The organism is Fictibacillus sp. NPDC058756, assembly GCF_042746035.1.
In the GTDB taxonomy this organism is placed as follows: Bacteria; Bacillota; Bacilli; order Bacillales; family Fictibacillaceae; genus Fictibacillus.
The window spans coordinates 88670-107745 of record NZ_JBHYPU010000001.1 but is presented as its reverse complement, the minus strand read 5'-3'; the positions used below and the strand labels follow the sequence as shown (position 1 = coordinate 107745).

The following is a 19076-nucleotide window of genomic DNA, read 5'->3' as shown; positions in this document are numbered from 1 at the left end:
TTCAATTTTTATTTATCAACTTTTACACATTTGTTTCTAAACATCTTTATTCAATAAATAACCATCAAAAGCCTCCGCAACTTTGTATGATGTATAAAAATAAGAAAATACTCATGGTTCTTTAATCACATAATTTACAAATGGTATAATTTAGGTGGATACATTTTTGAAGGGAGATGAGCGTCTTGAAACGAACTACGCCATGGTTTGATGTTTCACGCATAGCATTAGGAACACATCTAGGTGAAATGAATGAAGCAGATTCAGCGTTATATCAGGAATCTATTGAATTCGCTTTATGCAATGGCATCAATTTCATAGATACTGCACTTAACTACCGGGGAATGAGATCGGAAAGAGATGTTGGAGCTGTGTTATCTAAATTATTTAAGAAAGACAGAATTAATAGAGATGATATTGTTGTTTCGACGAAAGCAGGAATCATTCCAGGAGATATCGATCTGCAGCTTCGCCCTGAAAACTACTTAAAAGAAAAACTAATAGCTCCCGGAATACTTCAAGAAAAAGACCTTCAAATTATCGATAATCATAAACATGTGTTAAAGCCCTCTTATTATGAATTTGCTATTGAGCAAAGTTTGAAACACTTAAATCTCGATACGATTGACATCCACTATATACATAACCCTGAAATCTCCAAGCACGTGCTGGGGGAAGAAAATTTTTATAAAGAATTAGAAAGGTTATTCAGGTTTTACGAAGATCAAGTCAATCGTGGCACGATTCGTTTTTACGGAATGGCGGTCTGGACAGCCTTCACTGAAGACCCTAGTGCTTTAGGCTATATTTCACTTGAAAAAGTGATGGATACCGCAAAGAAAGCGGCGGGTTCATCTCACCATTTCCGTTTTATCCAAACTCCATTCAACTTTTATAACCAGAAGGCATTAACCGATCGAAATCAGCAAGTTCAAGGCAAGTGGCGCACTTTATTTCAAGCAGCGGAAGAACTTGACGTATATGTCACAACGAGTGCACCGCTTGATTGCGGAAGGCTGCGAGGGAATCAAGAACAAAACGCAGATCAGCTTATTCGTTTTGTTTTGGACACTCAAGAGATACTATCTACGATGATTGGTATGCGTAAAATAGAAACGGTGAAAAGCAATTTAAAAGTATTCGCTTGAATAGTTGAGCTGGCTCGACAATCATGAGCCTGCTTTTTAAATCAAGATTTTACGGTACGTGTTCTTTTATTTATTACACGTTCACTCAATGATAGACTAGTTTCACGCAAAAACTCCTCTGTTCCACGCGAAAATATTTCCGTTTCACGCGTAAACCCATAAGTTCCACGCAGAAATGTTTGAGTTTCACGCATGCCCCCCTATATATCATCTATAAGAAGCTGTTACTACCGTATACACCGACGGCTGGAAAAACTTTTATCATCTTTTAAAATTTATCGCTTGTAAATGTAACCGTTTTATTTTACAATCCATTTATGCAAACGATTGCACCTACTTGCATATACAAATTTGTAAGCGATTCATAAATAATTTTTGCAATCTAATGAATGCGATTTCAAAAACGCATCGAAAGATATATACTTAAAGGAGGAAATCGTTTTGAAACAACGTGGAAAACTCATTTCGTTTGATTTCTGGCAAAAGCTTGGTAAAGCACTGCTCGTAGTAGTAGCCGTTATGCCAGCTGCCGGTTTAATGATATCACTAGGTAAGGTTATTGCTATGTCAGGTGGCGAGATCACTTTGGTGCAAACGATTGCCCGAGTAATGGAAGACATCGGATGGGCAATCATCACGAACCTGCACATATTATTTGCAGTAGCCATTGGTGGTTCGTGGGCTAAAGAACGTGCTGGCGGTGCATTTGCAGCTGTCATCGCTTTTATCCTCATTAACCGTATTACTGGTGCTATCTTTGGTGTAAACAGTGCAATGATGCTTGAAGAAGGGGCAAAAGTAAAATCCCTTTTTGGAAGTGAACTGATCGTTGGAGATTACTTCACATCTGTTCTAGGAGCTCCTGCTCTTAACATGGGTGTTTTTATTGGTATCATATCCGGTTTCCTAGGTGCAGTTCTATTTAATAAGTATTACAACTACAACAAGCTTCCAAATGCTTTAGCATTCTTTAATGGGAAGCGTTTTGTGCCATTTGCCGTTATTTTATGGTCTGTCATTACGGCACTGATTCTTGCATTGGTTTGGCCGTTTATCCAAGGCCTTTTGAATGACTTTGGTAAATGGATCGCAACATCACGAAATACTGCTCCAGTTATCGCACCGTTTGTTTTCGGTACACTTGAGCGTCTATTATTGCCGTTTGGTCTTCACCACATGTTAACGGTGCCGATCAACTATACAGAACTTGGCGGAACGTACCAAATCATGACTGGTTCTGGCGCAGGCTCTCCTGTAGCCGGGCAAGACCCTCTATGGCTTGCATGGATCAATGACTTGAACAACTTCTTGCAAGCTGGAGATACAAAAGCGTACCAAGCACTATTGAACGATGTTGTACCTGCCCGCTTTAAAATGGGACAAGTTGTACTTTCAACAGCTTCTCTAGTAGCAATTGCTCTAGCGATGTACATGAACGTTGATAAAGACAAGCGCAAAAAGTACAAGTCTATGTTCTTATCTGCAGCACTTGCTGTATTTTTAACAGGTGTTACAGAGCCCATCGAATTCATGTTCATGTTCGCTGCACCATTGCTATATGTAGTGTACGCGATCACAACGGGTCTTGCATTTGCAGTAGCTGACTTAATTCACGTGCGTGTTCATGCATTCGGTTTTATTGAGTTATTAACACGTACACCATTGCTTGTAAAAGCAGGATTAACTCGAGACTTAATCAACTTTGTACTAACTTGTATCGTATTCTTTGGACTTAACTTCTCAATCTTCTATGTATTAATTAAAAAGTTCAACCTGCCTACTCCAGGACGTGCAGGTAACTATATCGAAACAACGGAAGGTGAATCTGCTGCACCTGCTAAAAATGATGCTGCAACAGGTTCAGACAACTCTCAAGCATCTGCAATCATCGGACTGTTAGGCGGAGCTGACAACATTGAAGACGTTGACGCATGTATGACTCGTCTTCGTGTAACGGTTAAAGACACTGCTGGTGTTGCAACGGAAAAAGAATGGAAAGATAACGGCGCTCTTGGTCTCATTATCAAAGATAAAGGTGTTCAAGCGATTTACGGACCAAAAGCGGACGTATTGAAATCTGATATTCAAGATCGTTTGGAGATGTAATCAATGAAACTTCTAACGTTGAATGTCCATGGCTGGCAAGAAGAGAACCAGATGGAAAAGTTAAAGATGCTAGCTCGCGATATTGCTAGCGAGCGTTATGATGTAATCGCGCTTCAGGAAGTCATGCAATCGATCGACTCACCTGTTGTGAATGGCAACGTTAAACAAAACAACTATGCTTTGGTGTTAATTCAGCTGTTACAGGAACTTGGCGTTCACGATTATGATTTTGTTTGGGACATGGCTCACTATGGTTTTGAAACGTATGAAGAAGGTCTGGCCGTTTTAAGCCGTCATCCGATCAAGTCAAACGATAGCTTTTTTGTTACAGAACTTCAGGACATGAATAATTGGAAAACAAGAAAAATCGTTTCAGCTGTGATCACTTATGAAGGAAAAGACCTAAACTTTTTCTCTGGCCACTTTGGCTGGTGGAACGATGAAACAGCACCGTTTAAAAAACAAATTGACGCTTTCTTTAAGCAAGTTTCAGAAAGCGGATTATCCTTCTTAATGGGCGATTTAAACAATGATGCTAACGTGAGAGACGAAGGATTTGATTATGTAAAATCAAACGGCTTTTACGATACGTATGAATTGGCTAAAGAAAAAGATGATGGAATAACCATCAAAGGCGCAATCGCCGGGTGGAACCAAAACGGTAAAGAAGACGGACGAAGAATCGATTATATTTTATGCAGCAAACCGCTTAACGTAAAAAGTTCTTACGTTCGTTTTAACGGAAAAGAAACTCCGGTGGTCTCAGATCACGCTGGTGTAACCGTAACTTTAGAATTAGAAAACTAACAGACTATGGGGAGCCGTTTTTATGGTATCCCCTCCCCTGTTGTTAAGAGATGATGGAGGTAACATTATGGAAAAAGTTTGGTGGAAAGAAGCCGTTGGCTATCAAATTTACCCTCGCAGCTTCCAAGATTCAAATGGAGATGGAATTGGTGATTTAATAGGAATCATCCAGCGCTTGGATTACATTAAAGATTTAGGAATTGATGTCATCTGGATCTGTCCGATGTACAAATCTCCTAATGATGATAACGGGTATGACATCTCAGACTATCAGGACATTATGGAAGACTTCGGAACAATGGAAGATTTTGATGCGCTTTTAAACGAAGTGCATAAGCGAGATATGAAGCTGATCATTGACCTCGTTCTTAACCATACAAGTGATGAGCATCAATGGTTCATTGAGTCCCGCTCATCAAAGGACAACCCGAAGCGTGACTGGTACATTTGGAAAGACGGCAAAGACGGTAAAGAGCCAAACAACTGGGAAAGCATTTTCTCAGGCTCTGCTTGGGAATATGACGAAAAAACAGGCCAATATTACCTTCATGTTTTCTCAACAAAACAGCCTGACGTGAACTGGGAAAATCCTGAAGTTCGGGAAGCTCTTTACGATACAGTAAACTGGTGGCTTGATAAAGGAATCGATGGTTTCCGAATCGATGCGATCAGTCATATTAAGAAACGCGAAGGCTTCCCGGATATGCCGAATCCGAAAAACGAAAAGTATGTATCTTCGTTCGACATGCATATGAACCAAAAAGGCATCCATACGTTCCTTCAAGAATTCAAAGACCGCACATACGCGAACTACGATGTAATGACAGTAGGTGAAGCAAACGGAGTAAAAATCGATGAGGCAGACCTTTGGGTTGGTAAAGAACAAGGAAAGATGGACATGATCTTCCAATTCGAACACCTTGGTCTTTGGGATGCTGAAACGAATCCGGAGCTTGATATTGTGGAGTTGAAGAAAGTGCTGACGTGCTGGCAGAAAGGTCTTGAAAAAGAAGGCTGGAACGCTCTATTCATTGAGAACCATGATAAGCCTCGTGTCGTTTCCACTTGGGGCAACGACGAAGAATTTTGGTATCAAAGTGCAACAAGCATGGGTGCGATGTACTTCCTTATGCAAGGAACACCGTTTATCTATCAAGGCCAGGAAATCGGGATGACGAACGTTCAGTTTGATTCCATCGAAGATTATGATGATGTAGCGGTTAAAAACATGTACCGTATTAAGCGTGAAGAAGGCGTTTCACACGAGGACATCATGGCCGTAATCTGGGCATCTTCCCGTGATAACAGCCGTACACCAATGCAATGGAACAGCGCTGAAAATGCTGGATTTACAAGCGGAACACCTTGGATGAAAGTGAATCCTAACTATACAGAGATTAACGTAGAAAAACAGGAACAAGACAAAAATTCGATCTTGAACTTCTACAAAAAGATGATCTCACTAAAAAAAGAGAACGAGATCTTTACGTATGGAACGTATGATTTATTGCTCGAAGACGACAAGCAAATCTACGCATACACACGCACACTAGGTGAAGAGCAAGTTATTGTCATCACGAATCTTTCTAAAAAGGAAGCTTCATTTGAATCGACACTTACTCTAAATGCTGAAAACATACTCCTCGCGAATGAAGAAGTCGCAGCACATGGCGATGTGACTAGTATCTCACTAAATCCTTATGAAGCTCGCGTTTACCGAGTGAAGGCTTAATATAAAGAAAGCGTGCTTTCCGAATGCGGAGAGCACGCTTTTTTTACAGGGGCAGCCGTTTTTCAAAACGAATAAATGAATATAAACGCATAAGTACAATAAATACACAAACAACCGTTAATCCCCAAGTAACATCCTTAAACAACGGAATCCACGCTAATATAAAAGCCACAAGTGCTGTGAAGTTTCCCGAAAACCCGTTTATCGGCTGGTTACCTACAAAAAGTGCAGCCCCTTTTAACGAATTCTCATAACAGGATCTATGATAGGGCCGAACTTTAAAAAATGCCCATACGGTAATCAAATCATCTCTTGTCTTAATCGGCATCAAACAACTCTCGCAATGCATTTCTTTTTTCAAAAATAATCCCCTCAATCTTACTCTATATTTCTAGTTAGGCTCATTTCTAAAAGATTTGTTGCTTATGAATATTTTTTGTTAAATAGGCTTCTTTGACTAGTTGATTGGAGCGCAAGGTGAGAGACTCCTGCGGGATCAGCGGGACAGGTGAGACTCCTGAAGGCGCAAAGCGCCAGGAGGCTCACCGCCCGCCCCGCGGAAAGCGAGCAACCTGGAACGGAAATCAACTTCTTCCAAGAACAGCAATATTATTTACAAAAACAACCTCTAGTTATTACGCTCTCTGAAGCTGATAGGTTTCATTGCAGTACGTGATGGTATACTCAACAAACCGCTTCATATCCTCTTTCCGGACTTCATTGGAATGGTAGTAAGATTCGGATTGCTGATTTGTTTTTATTCTAAGTCCCTCCAGCAAAATCGGATGATACCTTGCAGGTAATAACATTCTCGCTTTACCAACAGCTTCTTTCTTGCTAAAAATTTTTCGATATTCCAGTGACAATAAAATTCTGCATAACGTAATGATACCAAATTCAATCCATTCGTCATAAAAGAAACACATGTCTCGTTCTAATTTTTCATTCCAATATGTATTTAAATTATAGTTCAAAGTCTTTTGAACATCTTCCCACTTCATATCTAAATTTAGAGAAGATATGGGTTCACCGAAAACAACGACGCCTTTGTTCTGAAGTGTCCACCAGGTTATGTAGTTTAAATCATAGTGCCCTTTGTGAAGTTTCCCATCAGCAAAGAACGGATATTCCTCTATTTCTCGATATACCTTTCCCGCTTGATCAATTGTGACATAGCAGCCATCCATCCTCGAACCAAAAGGATGTGAATTGCTTCTTAAATGAACTAGATTCAATAATGCCTCTGTTTTCTTTCCAATTCGCCCTTTAATCACCGTAATGAAATCAATATCACTCGTATCCGGATCAAAGGCATCAAGTGCTAAAGAACCGTACAAATAAATACCATGAACACGTTCAGCAGGCAGAACTTCTAATAAGAGTTCCTTGTAAAATTCTAAAAACTCTCGAATATCATCCTGTAAATTTTTCAACATCTTTCCCCCCTGCATTCATTATAAATGAGTTTTACAGTTAATTGGAAAAAGAAAAAAGCACCCAAATTAATGGATGCTTTTCGGAGTTCCTTTTGGAGAATTCATTTCTCGATCTGATGCTTCGCCTTTTTGATAAGATATACGGTCAGGATCCAGACCATGTCCAAGCGATTGATATAAATTGCCTGGTGCAGGATCTACGAATTGATGCTGATTGAAGTATACACGAGGAGTTTTCCATAACGTCACTAATGCTTTCCAATGCGGCATTTCGTGATAGCGTTCAGGCCACATTTCTTTAATATGCTTCTTAACGAGCGGATAATATTTTGGACTCATACCCGGGAACAAATGATGTTCCGTATGATAAGAGAAATTAAAATGAAGCACGTCCACCCATTTCGGAACGGTAACCGTTAAGCTGTTTGCCAGCGGATCGTTCACGTCAGTCATTGGATTAAGACGATGGTTTGTTGAAATATAGCTCATTACAATCGCATTCGCAATTAATAGCGGAAGCAATACCGCAAAGAACCATTTAACAGGGCCAAGCCATACTAAGAGTCCTAGCCACGTTGCCCAAGGCAGTAATAGCTGAAGCCATACAGAGGGACGTTTGCTTGGTTTAAATTCCTTAATAAAGCGCTTGAACATGAAAAGTCCATGCGTTGTAAATGAAATCGATAGAAAAGCAAAACTTACAATGGAACGCATCCACATTGGTAGCTTGTACACTTTTTGTAAGAGTGGCTTATGTGACAAGTTTTCTAATGTCGGCCACGCATCAGGGTCTTCCCCGTCCTCTTGTGTGTGAACATGATGTGTTGTGTTATGCCATTTACGCCAAAGCTTTGGTCCAACACTTAACGGCCAGAATGCCACAGCTCCTAAAAAGTCACGCAGCCAAGGCTTGCGAATTACAGTTCCGTGCAAGATCTCATGTCCTAAAAAGCCCATCCCTGCGAAACATGTCCCCAAAATTACGGCAATACCAATTCCTAACCAAGGATGCAGATTATTTAATAAACCGATAACCAAAATACCGGCGATTGCAATCAATAAGTAGACAAGTCCTCCCCATAACCGTGATGGTACCGGTTTGAAAGCCTCTTTCGGCAGCTTGGGAGCAATTTTTGCTGCATACCAGCCAAACGATTGTAGATCTTTCATTTGCTCAACTCCTCTAAATCTGACTCTTTTGATTCTTGTACTTCATCATCGTAACAAGGTTTATTTTATGAAGCAACCATTTTTATTACCAGGTAATAATAGTTGGTATTATATACCCACAAAAAAACGGGTCCCCCTGAAGGATTACCCGTTTTTAATAAATTTATTACTAGTTAAATCACATTTTTTTCTTTAAAATGTGTTGATTGCCGATCCGCTTCTCTTTCCGGAACTCTAATCATATAGTGCAGAATAAATGACCAGATGGTGCTCAATACAATTGCACCCGTCCACAGTTCAGGATCCCAGCCCATGCCTTCAAAAATAGCGATTCCGACATAAAAAACTACCCAGATAAAAAGAGGGAGAACAACAGCTAGGACATTAAATTTCTTTTGCTGAATGAATATATCCGCAAGCAGCCCTGCAACAACCCCAATACCTATTACTTCAGCATTCTCAAAACCTCTTATAATTGTCATCAGGACAAAATTGACCGTATACAAAAGTGTGATAGAGCCAAACGGCAGTGTCCATCTTTTCAGCAAGAAATAAACAGGAACCATTAAAAAAGTTGTCGTAATTATCGTGTTGCTTATGCCCATTCTTATGATATTTTGAAAGGCAGCTTCATCTGTACTAAAAAGAGCCGTCGCTTTCGCCGCGACCCAGCCATGGTTAAACGCCCACGTGTACATATAAAAAAGCTCAAAACAGCTACTGATAGTGTGTAAGAGAGCAGAGTCGAAAAGAACTCTTTAAAACTTGGGCTATTCTTTAATTCTTTTTCACCCATCCTATAAGGACTTGTAATGATTAATAGTACACCAACAAGCAATAAAAGGTGTGAAGGACTAAGAAGTGCCGCAATATCTTCTTCAATTCCAAAAATGATGTGCCATGTCATGTCACAAACACCGCCAATAAAAAACAGCACGACACCTAAAATACCAAGGCCATAACCATTTGGAATCCCTTTCTTAAAAGGCACACCTAACTTCTTGGCATTCTGATATGTAATCCAAAACATCCAAAGAGCTGTTGCTAAAAATCCTGAGTACAAAATTGCGTGCCAAGGTGAAAAGAAGGTCTCTGGCTTATTATGCGTATGAGCAAACCCATCCACGAAAATACCAACAATCAGCCAGGCCCCAAGTAAAATCGTCACCAAATTCTTTGCCGTCATACTATCACCCAATTCTTATAGAATACACGCAGTCACGTATATTCCATAATATGGGTTTACTTTCTTTTTATGAAGGTGGATTTAATGTATAAATTCTATAAATATTCTAGTTTCAGAGCTTTTAATCTCTGATCCGTCTCTCGTTCGATCATCTGAAGCAACCTGCGATCCTTTTGTGCCACAAACGTTACAGCTAATCCTTTTCCACCCGCACGTCCGGTTCTGCCGATTCTATGAATGTAGCTTTCCGTATCAAGGGCGATATCATAGTTAAAAACATGTGTAACACCTTCTACGTCCAAACCGCGAGCTGCCACGTCTGTTGCCACAAGAAACTGAATTTCTCCTTCTCGGAAACGTTTCATGACATCTTCTCTTTTCGCTTGTGAAAGGTCGCCATGCAGTTCATCAGAGTTATACCCCATATTTTGCAGCGCCTCATTTAATTTGCTTACCCTCCGCTTTGTCCTGCAAAATATAATAGCCAAATAAGGGCGCAATAATCGGATGGTTTGAACGAGATCGTTCTGCTTTCCTCGATCCGTCGTTTCAACAATACGCTGCCGGATTTCCTTCAGCGTAATCTGTTTCGTTTTAATGTGAATATCCAACGGATTTTTTGTGTAAGTCTGAGCGAGCTTCTTCACTTCATCTGGCATCGTTGCTGAAAAAAGCAAGGTCTGGCGAGATTCTGGTACTTGTTCCATGATGTCCTCAATGTCTGTTAAGAAGCCGATATGCAGCATCTGATCGGCTTCATCAAGCACAAATGTTGAGACTTTAGATAAATCAATCGTTTCACGGCGAATGTGATCAAGCAGTCTGCCCGGCGTCCCTACTACAAGATGCACCTTCCCTTCCAGTTTGTGCATCTGTGCGATAACATCCTGTCCCCCGTAAACGGCAAGGACGTTAATCTCATTCAGGGGCTCTGTCAGCTTTCTAACTTCCGCTGTAATCTGAATGGCAAGCTCTCTAGTTGGAGCTACAATCAAACCTTGGATGAAGGGATTCTCACTATCTATTTTTTGAAGTATCGGCAGCACAAAGGCAAGTGTTTTCCCCGTTCCTGTCTGTGCCTGCCCAACAACATCTTTTCCATCTAAAATAATGGGGATCGTCTCTTTTTGAATCGGTGTAGGTTCCCCTATTCCGTTCTGTAATAAAACATCTACAAGAGTATCTGATATGCCTAATTCTTTAAAGCTCATTATTTTTTCCCCAATTCTTTTACTTTCGCTGTACAGCTATCCATCGCAGCTAATATTGCCCCTCGGAAGCGTTCTTGTTCCAGAGTTGAAACCGCAGCGATCGTTGCCCCGCCTGGTGATGTCACTTGATCCTTTAACTCGCCAGGGTGCTTTCCTGTCTCAAGAACCATCTGTGCTGCTCCCAGGACGGCCTGAGCTGCCAAACGGTAGGACTGATCACGCGAGAGACCCTGCCTTACCCCGCCATCTGCCATCGCTTCAATCATCATATAAACATACGCAGGCGAAGAACCGCTGATCGCAGGGATTGCATCCATTTGCGATTCGGCAATAATCTCTACTTTTCCAAAGCTGCTTAATAATTTTTCGGCTGATACCAGATCTTCATCTGTAATTTCGCTGTTCACCGAAACAGCGGTCATACCCGCTCCTACAAGGGAAGGCGTATTCGGCATCGTACGAATCACTTTTACCTTTTTACCGAACCCGTTCTCTACATCTGATGTTGTAATACCAGCTGCAACGGTAATTATAATCACATCAGGTTTGATGTCTTCTTTTATTTCTTTTATCACTTCAAAATAAGTATAAGGAGCTACCGCCAGGAACAAAACGTCTGCGAATGCCGCTATATCACGGTTAGACGCTGATACTTCTATTCCGAACTGTTCGACTGCAAGTGTTCTTGATTTCTCCGTACGCATGCTTGCCATAATCTGATCCGCTTGGACTAATCCAGAATGGATCATGCCGCCTGCCATCGCCTGTGCCATTTTTCCAAAACCAATGAAACCTATTTTTTTATTCAATGCGCCTACACTTCTTTCTATCTAAACTTTTAAGAGGGAAATGTTCACTTATACAGAATACCTTTATCGTTAGCTTTACCTTTAGTAAACCACAAATACATAAGGTGTGTGAAATGGATGGACAAGTTTACAAAAGATGAATGGCATCGCAAACAAGCTGTAGAAAATTTTAATAAAACATGGGATCTCATCGAAAAGAAAGAACGTACGAAAGAGGAAGATTTCGAGATGATCCATACTGCGCACGCTTCCCGTTTTCATTGGGGTTTAGCTGGAACCCCGCTGAACTATGCACGTGGAGAATGGCAGATTTCTAGAGTCTATTATCTGTTAAAAATGGGTGATTCAGCATTGCTTCATGGTGAACAATCTCTGGATCTCTGTCTTCAAAACAACTTCGGAGATTTTGACTTAGCATTTGCCTATGAAGCTGTTGCCCGGGCGTATATGGTTAAAGGGGAAGAAGCGAAGATGGAGGAGTACTTTTCACTTGCGTCTAACTCTGCTGAAAACATCGCTAAAAAAGACGGTAAAGAATATTTCATTTCCGAGCTGAACTCTATTAAACTAAGAAGTAAAGCGTAACCATACATAAGGAGGACTTTAGATGACAGAACAGATTACGAGCTATTTAAAAGAAAATCGCGATACCCATTTAAAAGAGTTAACGGACTGGCTTGCTGTACCAAGTGTTAGCGCACTGCCTGAACATAAAGAAGACGTTCGAAAAGGTGCTGAATGGATCGCAGACGAACTTTCTAAAATCGGGATGAATAACGTAGAAATTCACGAGACAGATGGACACCCTGTTGTTTATGCGGATTGGCTGAAAGCAGAAGGAAAACCGACTGTGCTCGTTTATGGACATTATGATGTTCAGCCTGTTGATCCGCTTGAGCTTTGGGAGACGCCTCCTTATGAAGCAACGATTCGAGACAACAAACTTTATGCGCGCGGTGCATCTGACGATAAAGGCCAAACGTTCATGCATTTAAAAGTTTTGCAGGCTATTTTAGAAACAAAAGGAACACTTCCTCTTAACTTTAAGTTTTGTATCGAAGGAGAAGAAGAAATCGGCAGCCCGAGCCTTCCGAAGTTTATTGAAAACAACAAAGAACTTTTAGCAGCCGATGTGATCGTGATCTCTGATACAGGGATGCTTGACCGCGGAAAGCCTGCGATCTGCTACGGTCTGCGCGGCATGTGCGCGATGCAGGTTGACGTAACAGGACCAAACAGCGACCTTCACTCTGGTCTCTATGGCGGAGCGGTTCAAAATCCTTTGCATGCGATTACTGGGCTTCTGCAATCCTTCCGTGATGAGAACGGACGTATTTTAGTTGATGGCTTTTACGATAACGTTCAAGAGCTAAATGAGGAAGAAAGAGAAGCGTTCCGTGCTCTTCCGCTAACAGAAGAAGCACTTAAACAGCAGCTTGGCGTGACAGAACTTACAGGTGAGGAAGGCTATTCTCACATCGAACGCACATGGGCTCGCCCGACGCTGGAGCTTAACGGTATCTGGGGAGGCTTCCAGGGTGAAGGCATCAAGACGGTTATCCCTGCAGAAGCTCATGCGAAAATCAGCTGCCGCCTCGTACCAAACCAGGAGCCGGACGAGATCATTGAAAAAGTAAAGGCTCACATTGAAAAGCATAAGCCTGTTGGCATTGACGTTAAGGTTACTCTTTTTGATAAAGGAGCACCTTATGTAACACCGTTTGACCATCCTGCCATTCAGGCAGCTGCACGTTCTTATGAAAAAGTGTATGGCGTTCCGACAGCCTTCACTCGCGGCGGAGGATCCATTCCAATCGTAGCCACGTTCGATCAAATGTTAAACATCCCTGTTGTTTTGATGGGCTTCGGTCTCTCAACAGAGAACTTCCATGCACCGAACGAACACTTCCATCTTGAAAACTTCGATAAAGGGATGGAAACCCTTGCCGAGTATTGGTTTGAACTGGAGAGATCTATCAAGAAAGAACCATCTGCACTATGATAATTTATTGATAGTAAAGAAATGGCTGGACTCGGAATTCTTTTGAGTTTAGCCTTTTTTTACGGTACATGTTCTTATATTTATTACACGTTCGCACAAAAAACGGGGAGTTCCACGCCATCGAGGGTTCGTTTCACGCAGAATGTAACTTGTTCCACGCCAAATTCCTGACGTTTCACGCACAAGCTCATTTTGAAAGAGGATTAGGTATTTTCGTTTTCTTTATTCGGTATGATATAATCAACCAATCACAATAAAAGAAACGGAGAGTATAAAATATGCTTTCATTTGAAGATAAAGTTGCTTTAATTCAAGAGAATTTCCCAGAGCTGGACATGCACGAAGTGTCACTTGGCCGTTTGAATTTTCACTATGAGGAAAGTGTACAGGACAAAAAAATCGTCGTATACCACCTTCACCCAAACGGCAACGGTTTTGTATATGGCGGACACCTTCCGCAAAGTGTAAAGAACGATAAGGGCTACGTAAATATTCGTGACTATGAAGCGGATGAGCTAATCGCGCTTATTAAAGAATCAATGGAGTTCCTTTCAAAAACACACGGATGGCAGCAGCCGAAGAAAGACCGCACAGATGATGGTGAACGCAAAGAAGAACACTGGTTTAGCCACAGTCATGAAAAAATCAGACTTGTTGGTGAAGATGGTATGTGGTTTATCTTTGATGAGGATGATGCACTTGAGGCAGCATTTGAAACATACGCAGAAGCAGAAGGCTATTTAAAAGAAGCAGACTTTAAAAAGAAAAAATAAAATAGAGGTGACAAAAATGGCAGAGGAGAAAAAGAAATTAAGCTTTCAAGAAATTGCAAAGCAGCGCCTTGCAGAAAAGAAAGCACAGCAATCAGGTGGATCACACCATAAAGGTCCTGTTAAAGTAGCAAACCAGCTTAAGAATCAGCAAACGAAAAAAGCGAACAATCAGGCACGGAGAACCGGCGTATAATGCATCGCAAACGCTCCAACATCACCCCTGGACTTCCCGTTAATGTTATTTTAAAAGCCGATCAGCGTTCCGGGAAGAAAACAAAAGGAATCGTTAAAGATATCCTGACGAACTCGCCCAATCATCCGCACGGCATTAAAGTAAGACTAGAGGACGGTCAGGTTGGCCGTGTGATCGACATACTAAGTGAATAAATTGTTAAAACGGTCTCTACAACAGGGACCGTTTTTATTTTGATACTATATAAATAATAAGCAGGACTAAATGAGTATCAAACCTAAATAAGTAACCGCAATTCTTCGCATACTAGTTGGTATATTTTGCTCTTAAGGAGATCAGATTATGGACCAGGATTTTCTAAAACAGCGGATTGATGTGAGCACGAAAAGAGTTCCAGCAGATATCGTCATCAAAAACGGCAAAATCATTGATGTATTTAATCTAGAAATCATTAGTGGAGATGTAGCTATTGTAGATGGCTTTTTTGCTGGAATAGGAGAATATGAAGGGCGTGAAACGATCGATGCTGCCAGCCGCTATATTTGCCCTGCTTTTATAGATGGTCATGTTCACATTGAATCATCGATGGTAACTCCTGCTGAATTCAGCAAAGTCCTTCTCGCTCATGGAGTGACGACCGTTATAACAGATCCGCATGAGATCGGGAACGTTTCAGGAAAAGATGGGCTCACATTTATTCTGGAGCAGTCAGAAGGTTTGCCGTTAGATGTTCGTGTAATGCTCCCTTCCTCTGTTCCTGCCACACCATTTGAGAATGCTGGAGCTGTTCTCACCGCTCGGGACCTTGAACCGTTTTACAAACACCCCCGTGTTAAAGGATTAGCTGAAGTAATGGATTTTCCCGCCGTTTTTAAAGGGGATGAAGATATGCTTAAGAAGATAGCTTCTGCCGATAGACATCACGCTATTATTGACGGACATGCAGCTGGAATCGACGCAAACGGTATTAATGTATATAGGTCTGCTCTCATCACAACTGATCATGAGTGCACGACGGCAGAGGAAGCACTCGATCGCATTCGCCGGGGAATGTACGTTTTAATACGCGAGGGATCTGTTGCAAAAGATTTAAAAGCACTCATTAAGGCTGTTACACCTGTAAATGCCCGCCGCTTCTTATTTTGCACAGACGATAAACATCTAGATGATCTTGTAGCTGAAGGAAGCGTTGATCATAATGTAAGACTCGCGATTTCCGAAGGGATTTCTCCGCTTCAAGCCATTCAAATGGCTACAATAAACGCAGCTGAGTGCTATGGACTTCATGAAAAAGGGGCTATATCACCTGGATATAAAGCTAATTTTCTTTTGCTGGATGATTTAGATGGAATTATGATTTCAGAAGTTTTTGTGGAGGGGATTTCAGTAGCTTCTAAAGGCACGTTCACTGGCCAAATAGATGTTCCTCCCTCCCCTCCAGAACACTTAATGAAGTCGGTAAATATTCATGAGATACAAGGTGAAGAACTGTCTATTAAACTTGAAGAAGGCGATCATATTCATGTGATCGAGCTAATACCAAACCAGCTTGTTACAAAAAAGAAGATTCTTCGAGCAAAAGTGGAAAACGGAGAGTTTAAACCATCATCTGAAGACGACCTGCTGAAAATGGCAGTCATTGAACGCCACAATCAAACAGGAAATACTGGGCTCGGTGTTGTAAAAGGACTTTTATTAAAAAACGGTGCGATCGCTTCAACGGTTGCCCATGATTCTCACAACCTTGTTGTGGCAGGAACGAATGACCACGATATGCTATGTGCAATAAATGCCATCAAAAATATGCAAGGCGGTTATGTCATCGTTAAAGATGGAAAGATACTTGCTTCAGTACCGCTTCCGATCTCAGGATTAATGGCAGACCGCCCTTTTGAAAAAGTAAATGAAGAGATCATACTCTTAAAGGATAAGCTGAAAGAACTTGGTTTTAATGGGGATTTTGATCCGTTCCTGACACTGTCATTTTTGACACTGCCTGTTATCCCGGAAATTAAACTCACCGACTTAGGACTTTTTGATTTTAAAACGTTTCAGCATATCTCTGTAAAAGCTAATTAAACAAGCGAGTGGTTAAACGCGTAAATAACAGCTTGTGTACGATCCTGTACGTCTAGTTTGCTTAAAATATTACTCACGTGAACTTTTACTGTTTTTAGAGCGATAAACAGGTCATCAGCGATCTCCTGATTGGTTTTACCTTTTGTCATGAGTAATAATATTTCCATCTCGCGCGCAGTCAGCTCTTCATGTGGCTCGCGCGTTTGTTTTTGCCTCATCTTGCTCATCATCTTGCCTGTTACTTCAGGTTCTAATACAGACTTTCCATGATAGGTGTCGCGAACGGCCTGCGCAATATCACTTGCTTTCGATGTTTTCAGCATATAACTCGAGGCACCTGCTTCGAGTGCAGGATACACTTTTTCATCATCTAAAAAGCTCGTTACCACGATAATCCTCGCTTCTGGCCAAGATTGTGTAATCAAACGGGTGGCTTCAATTCCGTCCATTTCGTCCATCACAAGATCCATTAAAATGATATCCGGTTTCATTTCTATAGCTTTCTCAACGGCAATCTTCCCATTTTCAGCCTCAGCAGTTACTTCTATATCCGGCTGTGCAGAAAGATAAGCGGAAACCCCAATTCGGACCATTTCGTGATCATCAACTAACAATACTTTTATCATGCTTTTTCCTCTCCCGCTGATAAAATCGGAACTTTAACTTCAAGACGCGTCCCTTCGCCTGGCAAACTCACTATTTTAAGCGTGCCGCCAATTTCAGCAGCCCGTTCATGCATATTCTGAAGTCCATATGAACCGGTTTTTTCCTGTTCCATTTTAAAGCCAATACCATCATCCTCTATGCGCAGAATGATTAGATCATCTCGCTGGACAAGCAGGATTTGCGCTTTATTTGCCTGTGCATGCCTGAGAATATTAGACACAGACTCTTGTAAAATACGAAACAGATGATCTTCTACTCCTTTATCAAGAGGAATGGTTTCGATCTTCCACTTCAGTTCGATCGGAACTTTTTGCAAAAGCTCTTGCAGCAGTTCTTCCATCCCTTTTTGGAGTGATTTTCCGTTTAGTGCAGCAGGGCGCAGATGCAAGAGTAGAGCTCTCATCTCTAGCTGTGTCTGGTGAATGGTCTCTTCAACGAGCTTTAATTGCTTAGATTCACGCGTCTCTGATTCTTCCCGCACTTCATTTACGGCAGACATGATCATACTTGCCGCAAAAAGCTGCTGAGAAACAGAATCATGCAGCTCTCTAGCCAAACGGTTTCTTTCTTGAGAAATGATCTCCTGAATGCGTTTCTCCTGATCAACCGCCTTCTCTGTCGCCATTTTTTGTGACTGGCGGATCTTTTCCCCTAATTGTTGCTGAATACCCTCCATGCGTTTCGTGATCGCTTTTAACTCCAGGGTCGAAACTTCTTTCATATTGACTTGCCTGCCGTCTTCAATCGACTTTAACGTCCGGTCTATGAGGTTTAATTGCTTTCGAGCCGAGATGCCAGAATTCAATCCGAAAAATGCTCCCATGATAAAGACGAGAAATGGAACCACAAACGCTATTGGAAAGTCTAGCAATTGTTCTTCCAGCAAAAAATTCCAATCGCTGATAGGAAAAAGTGTATACACGACAGAGCCTAAAAGAATGGTTATGGCAAAGGCTAACGAGATACCAGAAAACATATGGCGCAAAACGGTACTCATACCCGCTTCACCTCCAAGCTTCCCGCAAATAAGCTTGTCATGATTTTTACTTTTTTCTCAGTTTCATTGTAGTTCTTTGTTCGATACGATACCGCCTGATTAAACATCTTGGAATCCTGATAATCAAAGATCACCGAATTGCCTGCAATGACAGAATGTTTTACAGCTACTTCTATCTCATAAGGAACGTAAATTGTAATATTGCCAATGAGTCCACGAATAAAAATAACAGATTCCCCTGAAGGCAAAAGAGTTTCACTCAAATCTATAATTGTATCCCCTGCACCGCATTGAATGTTAATATCGTTCCATTCATAGACATGATCAGGTGTCTGCTGCGTTCCAAAAGCGATATTTTTCAAAAGAGATTCTTTCTTATATAAATCTTCTGATGAATGGGTTACTTGATCATTCACTTGCGGTTTAATAACAAACGGATTCTGTTTAGATTGATAGAATTGCACAATGATATAGACCACTAGTGCAACTAAAATTAATTTAAACGTATACATGCTTAAGATCGTAATGATGGCTATGACTACTCCAGCCCAGAACATGACTTTCCCTGAACGTTTCGGCATTCTTTTACGGCCAAAATACATAAGGGCTGCACAGATGATAAGAGTGAATACAATACCCTCTCCATTAATAGTTGCTTCTAAAAGCACCATGACACATGCAATTAAAAGCATCCAGCTGATAAAATCATTTTTCTTCCTAATCGGCATCTGCATTCACTCACTTTCTGTCTGTCATTAAAC

The 19076-nt window shown here is 41.2% G+C and carries 20 protein-coding genes; 10 read left to right on the top strand and 10 right to left on the bottom strand.

Annotation, left to right across the window (positions count from 1 at the left end; all coding sequences use genetic code 11):
- Nucleotides 1-185 precede the first annotated feature (185 nt).
- The 4 genes from ACFW35_RS00535 (at nucleotide 186) to ACFW35_RS00520 (ending at nucleotide 5793) form a co-directional block, all read left to right on the top strand.
- A complete protein-coding gene (locus ACFW35_RS00535) occupies nucleotides 186-1148 on the top strand; it encodes an aldo/keto reductase (protein ID WP_379842988.1) in 963 nt (320 codons plus the stop codon).
- A 441-nt stretch (nucleotides 1149-1589) separates the two neighbouring features.
- Nucleotides 1590-3254, top strand: coding sequence for a PTS transporter subunit IIBC (locus ACFW35_RS00530; protein WP_379842986.1), 1665 nt, complete (start codon nucleotides 1590-1592; stop codon nucleotides 3252-3254).
- Nucleotides 3255-3257: 3 nt separating this feature from the next.
- Entirely contained in the window at nucleotides 3258-4061 is an 804-nt protein-coding gene (locus ACFW35_RS00525) for an endonuclease/exonuclease/phosphatase family protein (RefSeq protein ID WP_379842984.1), read from the top strand.
- A gap of 67 nt (nucleotides 4062-4128) precedes the next feature.
- Nucleotides 4129-5793, top strand: a complete 1665-nt coding sequence (locus tag ACFW35_RS00520) for a glycoside hydrolase family 13 protein (protein ID WP_379842982.1) — start codon at nucleotides 4129-4131, stop codon at nucleotides 5791-5793.
- Nucleotides 5794-5836: 43 nt separating this feature from the next.
- Here ACFW35_RS00520 and ACFW35_RS00515 read toward each other — a convergent pair whose 3' ends face one another.
- From ACFW35_RS00515 to proC, 7 genes are all read right to left on the bottom strand, one after another.
- The gene (locus tag ACFW35_RS00515) at nucleotides 5837-6154 is read right to left on the bottom strand and encodes a hypothetical protein (RefSeq protein ID WP_379842981.1); all 318 of its coding nucleotides are present in this window, start codon (nucleotides 6152-6154) and stop codon (nucleotides 5837-5839) included.
- A gap of 274 nt (nucleotides 6155-6428) precedes the next feature.
- Complete coding sequence (locus ACFW35_RS00510; RefSeq protein WP_379842979.1) at nucleotides 6429-7226, bottom strand: nucleotidyltransferase domain-containing protein; 798 nt, start codon at nucleotides 7224-7226, stop codon at nucleotides 6429-6431.
- Between the two features lie 69 nt (nucleotides 7227-7295).
- The gene (locus ACFW35_RS00505) at nucleotides 7296-8399 is read right to left on the bottom strand and encodes a fatty acid desaturase family protein (protein WP_066294247.1); all 1104 of its coding nucleotides are present in this window, start codon (nucleotides 8397-8399) and stop codon (nucleotides 7296-7298) included.
- 173 nt (nucleotides 8400-8572) lie between these two features.
- Nucleotides 8573-9004, bottom strand: coding sequence for a hypothetical protein (locus ACFW35_RS00500; RefSeq protein ID WP_379842977.1), 432 nt, complete (start codon nucleotides 9002-9004; stop codon nucleotides 8573-8575).
- A 2-nt stretch (nucleotides 9005-9006) separates the two neighbouring features.
- Nucleotides 9007-9585 carry a hypothetical protein gene (locus ACFW35_RS00495; protein ID WP_379842976.1) on the bottom strand — a complete coding sequence of 193 codons (579 nt, stop codon included), beginning with the start codon at nucleotides 9583-9585 and terminating at the stop codon, nucleotides 9007-9009.
- Nucleotides 9586-9680: 95 nt separating this feature from the next.
- A complete protein-coding gene (locus ACFW35_RS00490) occupies nucleotides 9681-10796 on the bottom strand; it encodes a DEAD/DEAH box helicase (protein WP_379842974.1) in 1116 nt (371 codons plus the stop codon).
- Nucleotides 10796-11605 carry a pyrroline-5-carboxylate reductase gene (gene proC, locus ACFW35_RS00485; protein WP_379842972.1) on the bottom strand — a complete coding sequence of 270 codons (810 nt, stop codon included), beginning with the start codon at nucleotides 11603-11605 and terminating at the stop codon, nucleotides 10796-10798. The genes ACFW35_RS00490 and proC overlap by 1 nt, the downstream gene beginning before the upstream one ends.
- Nucleotides 11606-11722: 117 nt before the next feature.
- Between proC and ACFW35_RS00480 the strand changes: the two genes are divergently transcribed.
- From ACFW35_RS00480 to ade, 6 genes are all read left to right on the top strand, one after another.
- Complete coding sequence (locus ACFW35_RS00480) at nucleotides 11723-12190, top strand: hypothetical protein (RefSeq protein ID WP_379842971.1); 468 nt, start codon at nucleotides 11723-11725, stop codon at nucleotides 12188-12190.
- Nucleotides 12191-12212: 22 nt separating this feature from the next.
- Complete coding sequence (locus ACFW35_RS00475; protein WP_379842969.1) at nucleotides 12213-13607, top strand: dipeptidase; 1395 nt, start codon at nucleotides 12213-12215, stop codon at nucleotides 13605-13607.
- Nucleotides 13608-13885: 278 nt separating this feature from the next.
- Entirely contained in the window at nucleotides 13886-14380 is a 495-nt protein-coding gene (locus ACFW35_RS00470) for a hypothetical protein (protein ID WP_379842968.1), read from the top strand.
- A gap of 16 nt (nucleotides 14381-14396) precedes the next feature.
- Complete coding sequence (locus ACFW35_RS00465) at nucleotides 14397-14573, top strand: hypothetical protein (RefSeq protein ID WP_165389308.1); 177 nt, start codon at nucleotides 14397-14399, stop codon at nucleotides 14571-14573.
- Complete coding sequence (locus ACFW35_RS00460; protein WP_130292825.1) at nucleotides 14570-14767, top strand: YwbE family protein; 198 nt, start codon at nucleotides 14570-14572, stop codon at nucleotides 14765-14767. Before ACFW35_RS00465 ends, ACFW35_RS00460 begins: the two co-directional genes overlap by 4 nt.
- 148 nt (nucleotides 14768-14915) lie before the next feature.
- On the top strand, nucleotides 14916-16652 hold the full coding sequence (gene ade / locus ACFW35_RS00455; RefSeq protein ID WP_379842966.1) for an adenine deaminase: 1737 nt from the start codon (nucleotides 14916-14918) through the stop codon (nucleotides 16650-16652).
- Here the strand turns inward: ade and ACFW35_RS00450 are convergent.
- From ACFW35_RS00450 to liaF, 3 genes are read right to left on the bottom strand one after another with little or no spacing between them, the layout of a single operon-like run.
- Entirely contained in the window at nucleotides 16649-17278 is a 630-nt protein-coding gene (locus ACFW35_RS00450; protein WP_379842964.1) for a response regulator, read from the bottom strand. The genes ade and ACFW35_RS00450 overlap by 4 nt on opposite strands.
- On the bottom strand, nucleotides 17275-18315 hold the full coding sequence (locus ACFW35_RS00445; RefSeq protein ID WP_379842963.1) for a sensor histidine kinase: 1041 nt from the start codon (nucleotides 18313-18315) through the stop codon (nucleotides 17275-17277). The genes ACFW35_RS00450 and ACFW35_RS00445 overlap by 4 nt, the downstream gene beginning before the upstream one ends.
- Nucleotides 18312-19049, bottom strand: coding sequence for a cell wall-active antibiotics response protein LiaF (gene liaF / locus ACFW35_RS00440; RefSeq protein ID WP_379842961.1), 738 nt, complete (start codon nucleotides 19047-19049; stop codon nucleotides 18312-18314). The genes ACFW35_RS00445 and liaF overlap by 4 nt, the downstream gene beginning before the upstream one ends.
- Nucleotides 19050-19076: the final 27 nt, after the last annotated feature.

Bases quoted from the DNA above. Each gene is read 5' to 3' on its own strand.
- liaF (WP_379842961.1), bottom strand. From the start codon at position 19,049: ATGCAGATGCCGATTAGGAAGAAAAATGATTTTATCAGCTGGATGCTT.
- ACFW35_RS00480 (WP_379842971.1), top strand. From the start codon at position 11,723: ATGGACAAGTTTACAAAAGATGAATGGCATCGCAAACAAGCTGTAGAA.
- ACFW35_RS00490 (WP_379842974.1), bottom strand. From the start codon at position 10,796: ATGAGCTTTAAAGAATTAGGCATATCAGATACTCTTGTAGATGTTTTA.
- ACFW35_RS00470 (WP_379842968.1), top strand. From the start codon at position 13,886: ATGCTTTCATTTGAAGATAAAGTTGCTTTAATTCAAGAGAATTTCCCA.
- ACFW35_RS00500 (WP_379842977.1), bottom strand. From the start codon at position 9,004: ATGGGCATAAGCAACACGATAATTACGACAACTTTTTTAATGGTTCCT.
- ACFW35_RS00445 (WP_379842963.1), bottom strand. From the start codon at position 18,315: ATGAGTACCGTTTTGCGCCATATGTTTTCTGGTATCTCGTTAGCCTTT.
- ACFW35_RS00505 (WP_066294247.1), bottom strand. From the start codon at position 8,399: ATGAAAGATCTACAATCGTTTGGCTGGTATGCAGCAAAAATTGCTCCC.
- ACFW35_RS00525 (WP_379842984.1), top strand. From the start codon at position 3,258: ATGAAACTTCTAACGTTGAATGTCCATGGCTGGCAAGAAGAGAACCAG.
- ade (WP_379842966.1), top strand. From the start codon at position 14,916: ATGGACCAGGATTTTCTAAAACAGCGGATTGATGTGAGCACGAAAAGA.
- ACFW35_RS00450 (WP_379842964.1), bottom strand. From the start codon at position 17,278: ATGATAAAAGTATTGTTAGTTGATGATCACGAAATGGTCCGAATTGGG.
- ACFW35_RS00495 (WP_379842976.1), bottom strand. From the start codon at position 9,585: ATGACGGCAAAGAATTTGGTGACGATTTTACTTGGGGCCTGGCTGATT.
- ACFW35_RS00520 (WP_379842982.1), top strand. From the start codon at position 4,129: ATGGAAAAAGTTTGGTGGAAAGAAGCCGTTGGCTATCAAATTTACCCT.
- ACFW35_RS00465 (WP_165389308.1), top strand. From the start codon at position 14,397: ATGGCAGAGGAGAAAAAGAAATTAAGCTTTCAAGAAATTGCAAAGCAG.
- ACFW35_RS00475 (WP_379842969.1), top strand. From the start codon at position 12,213: ATGACAGAACAGATTACGAGCTATTTAAAAGAAAATCGCGATACCCAT.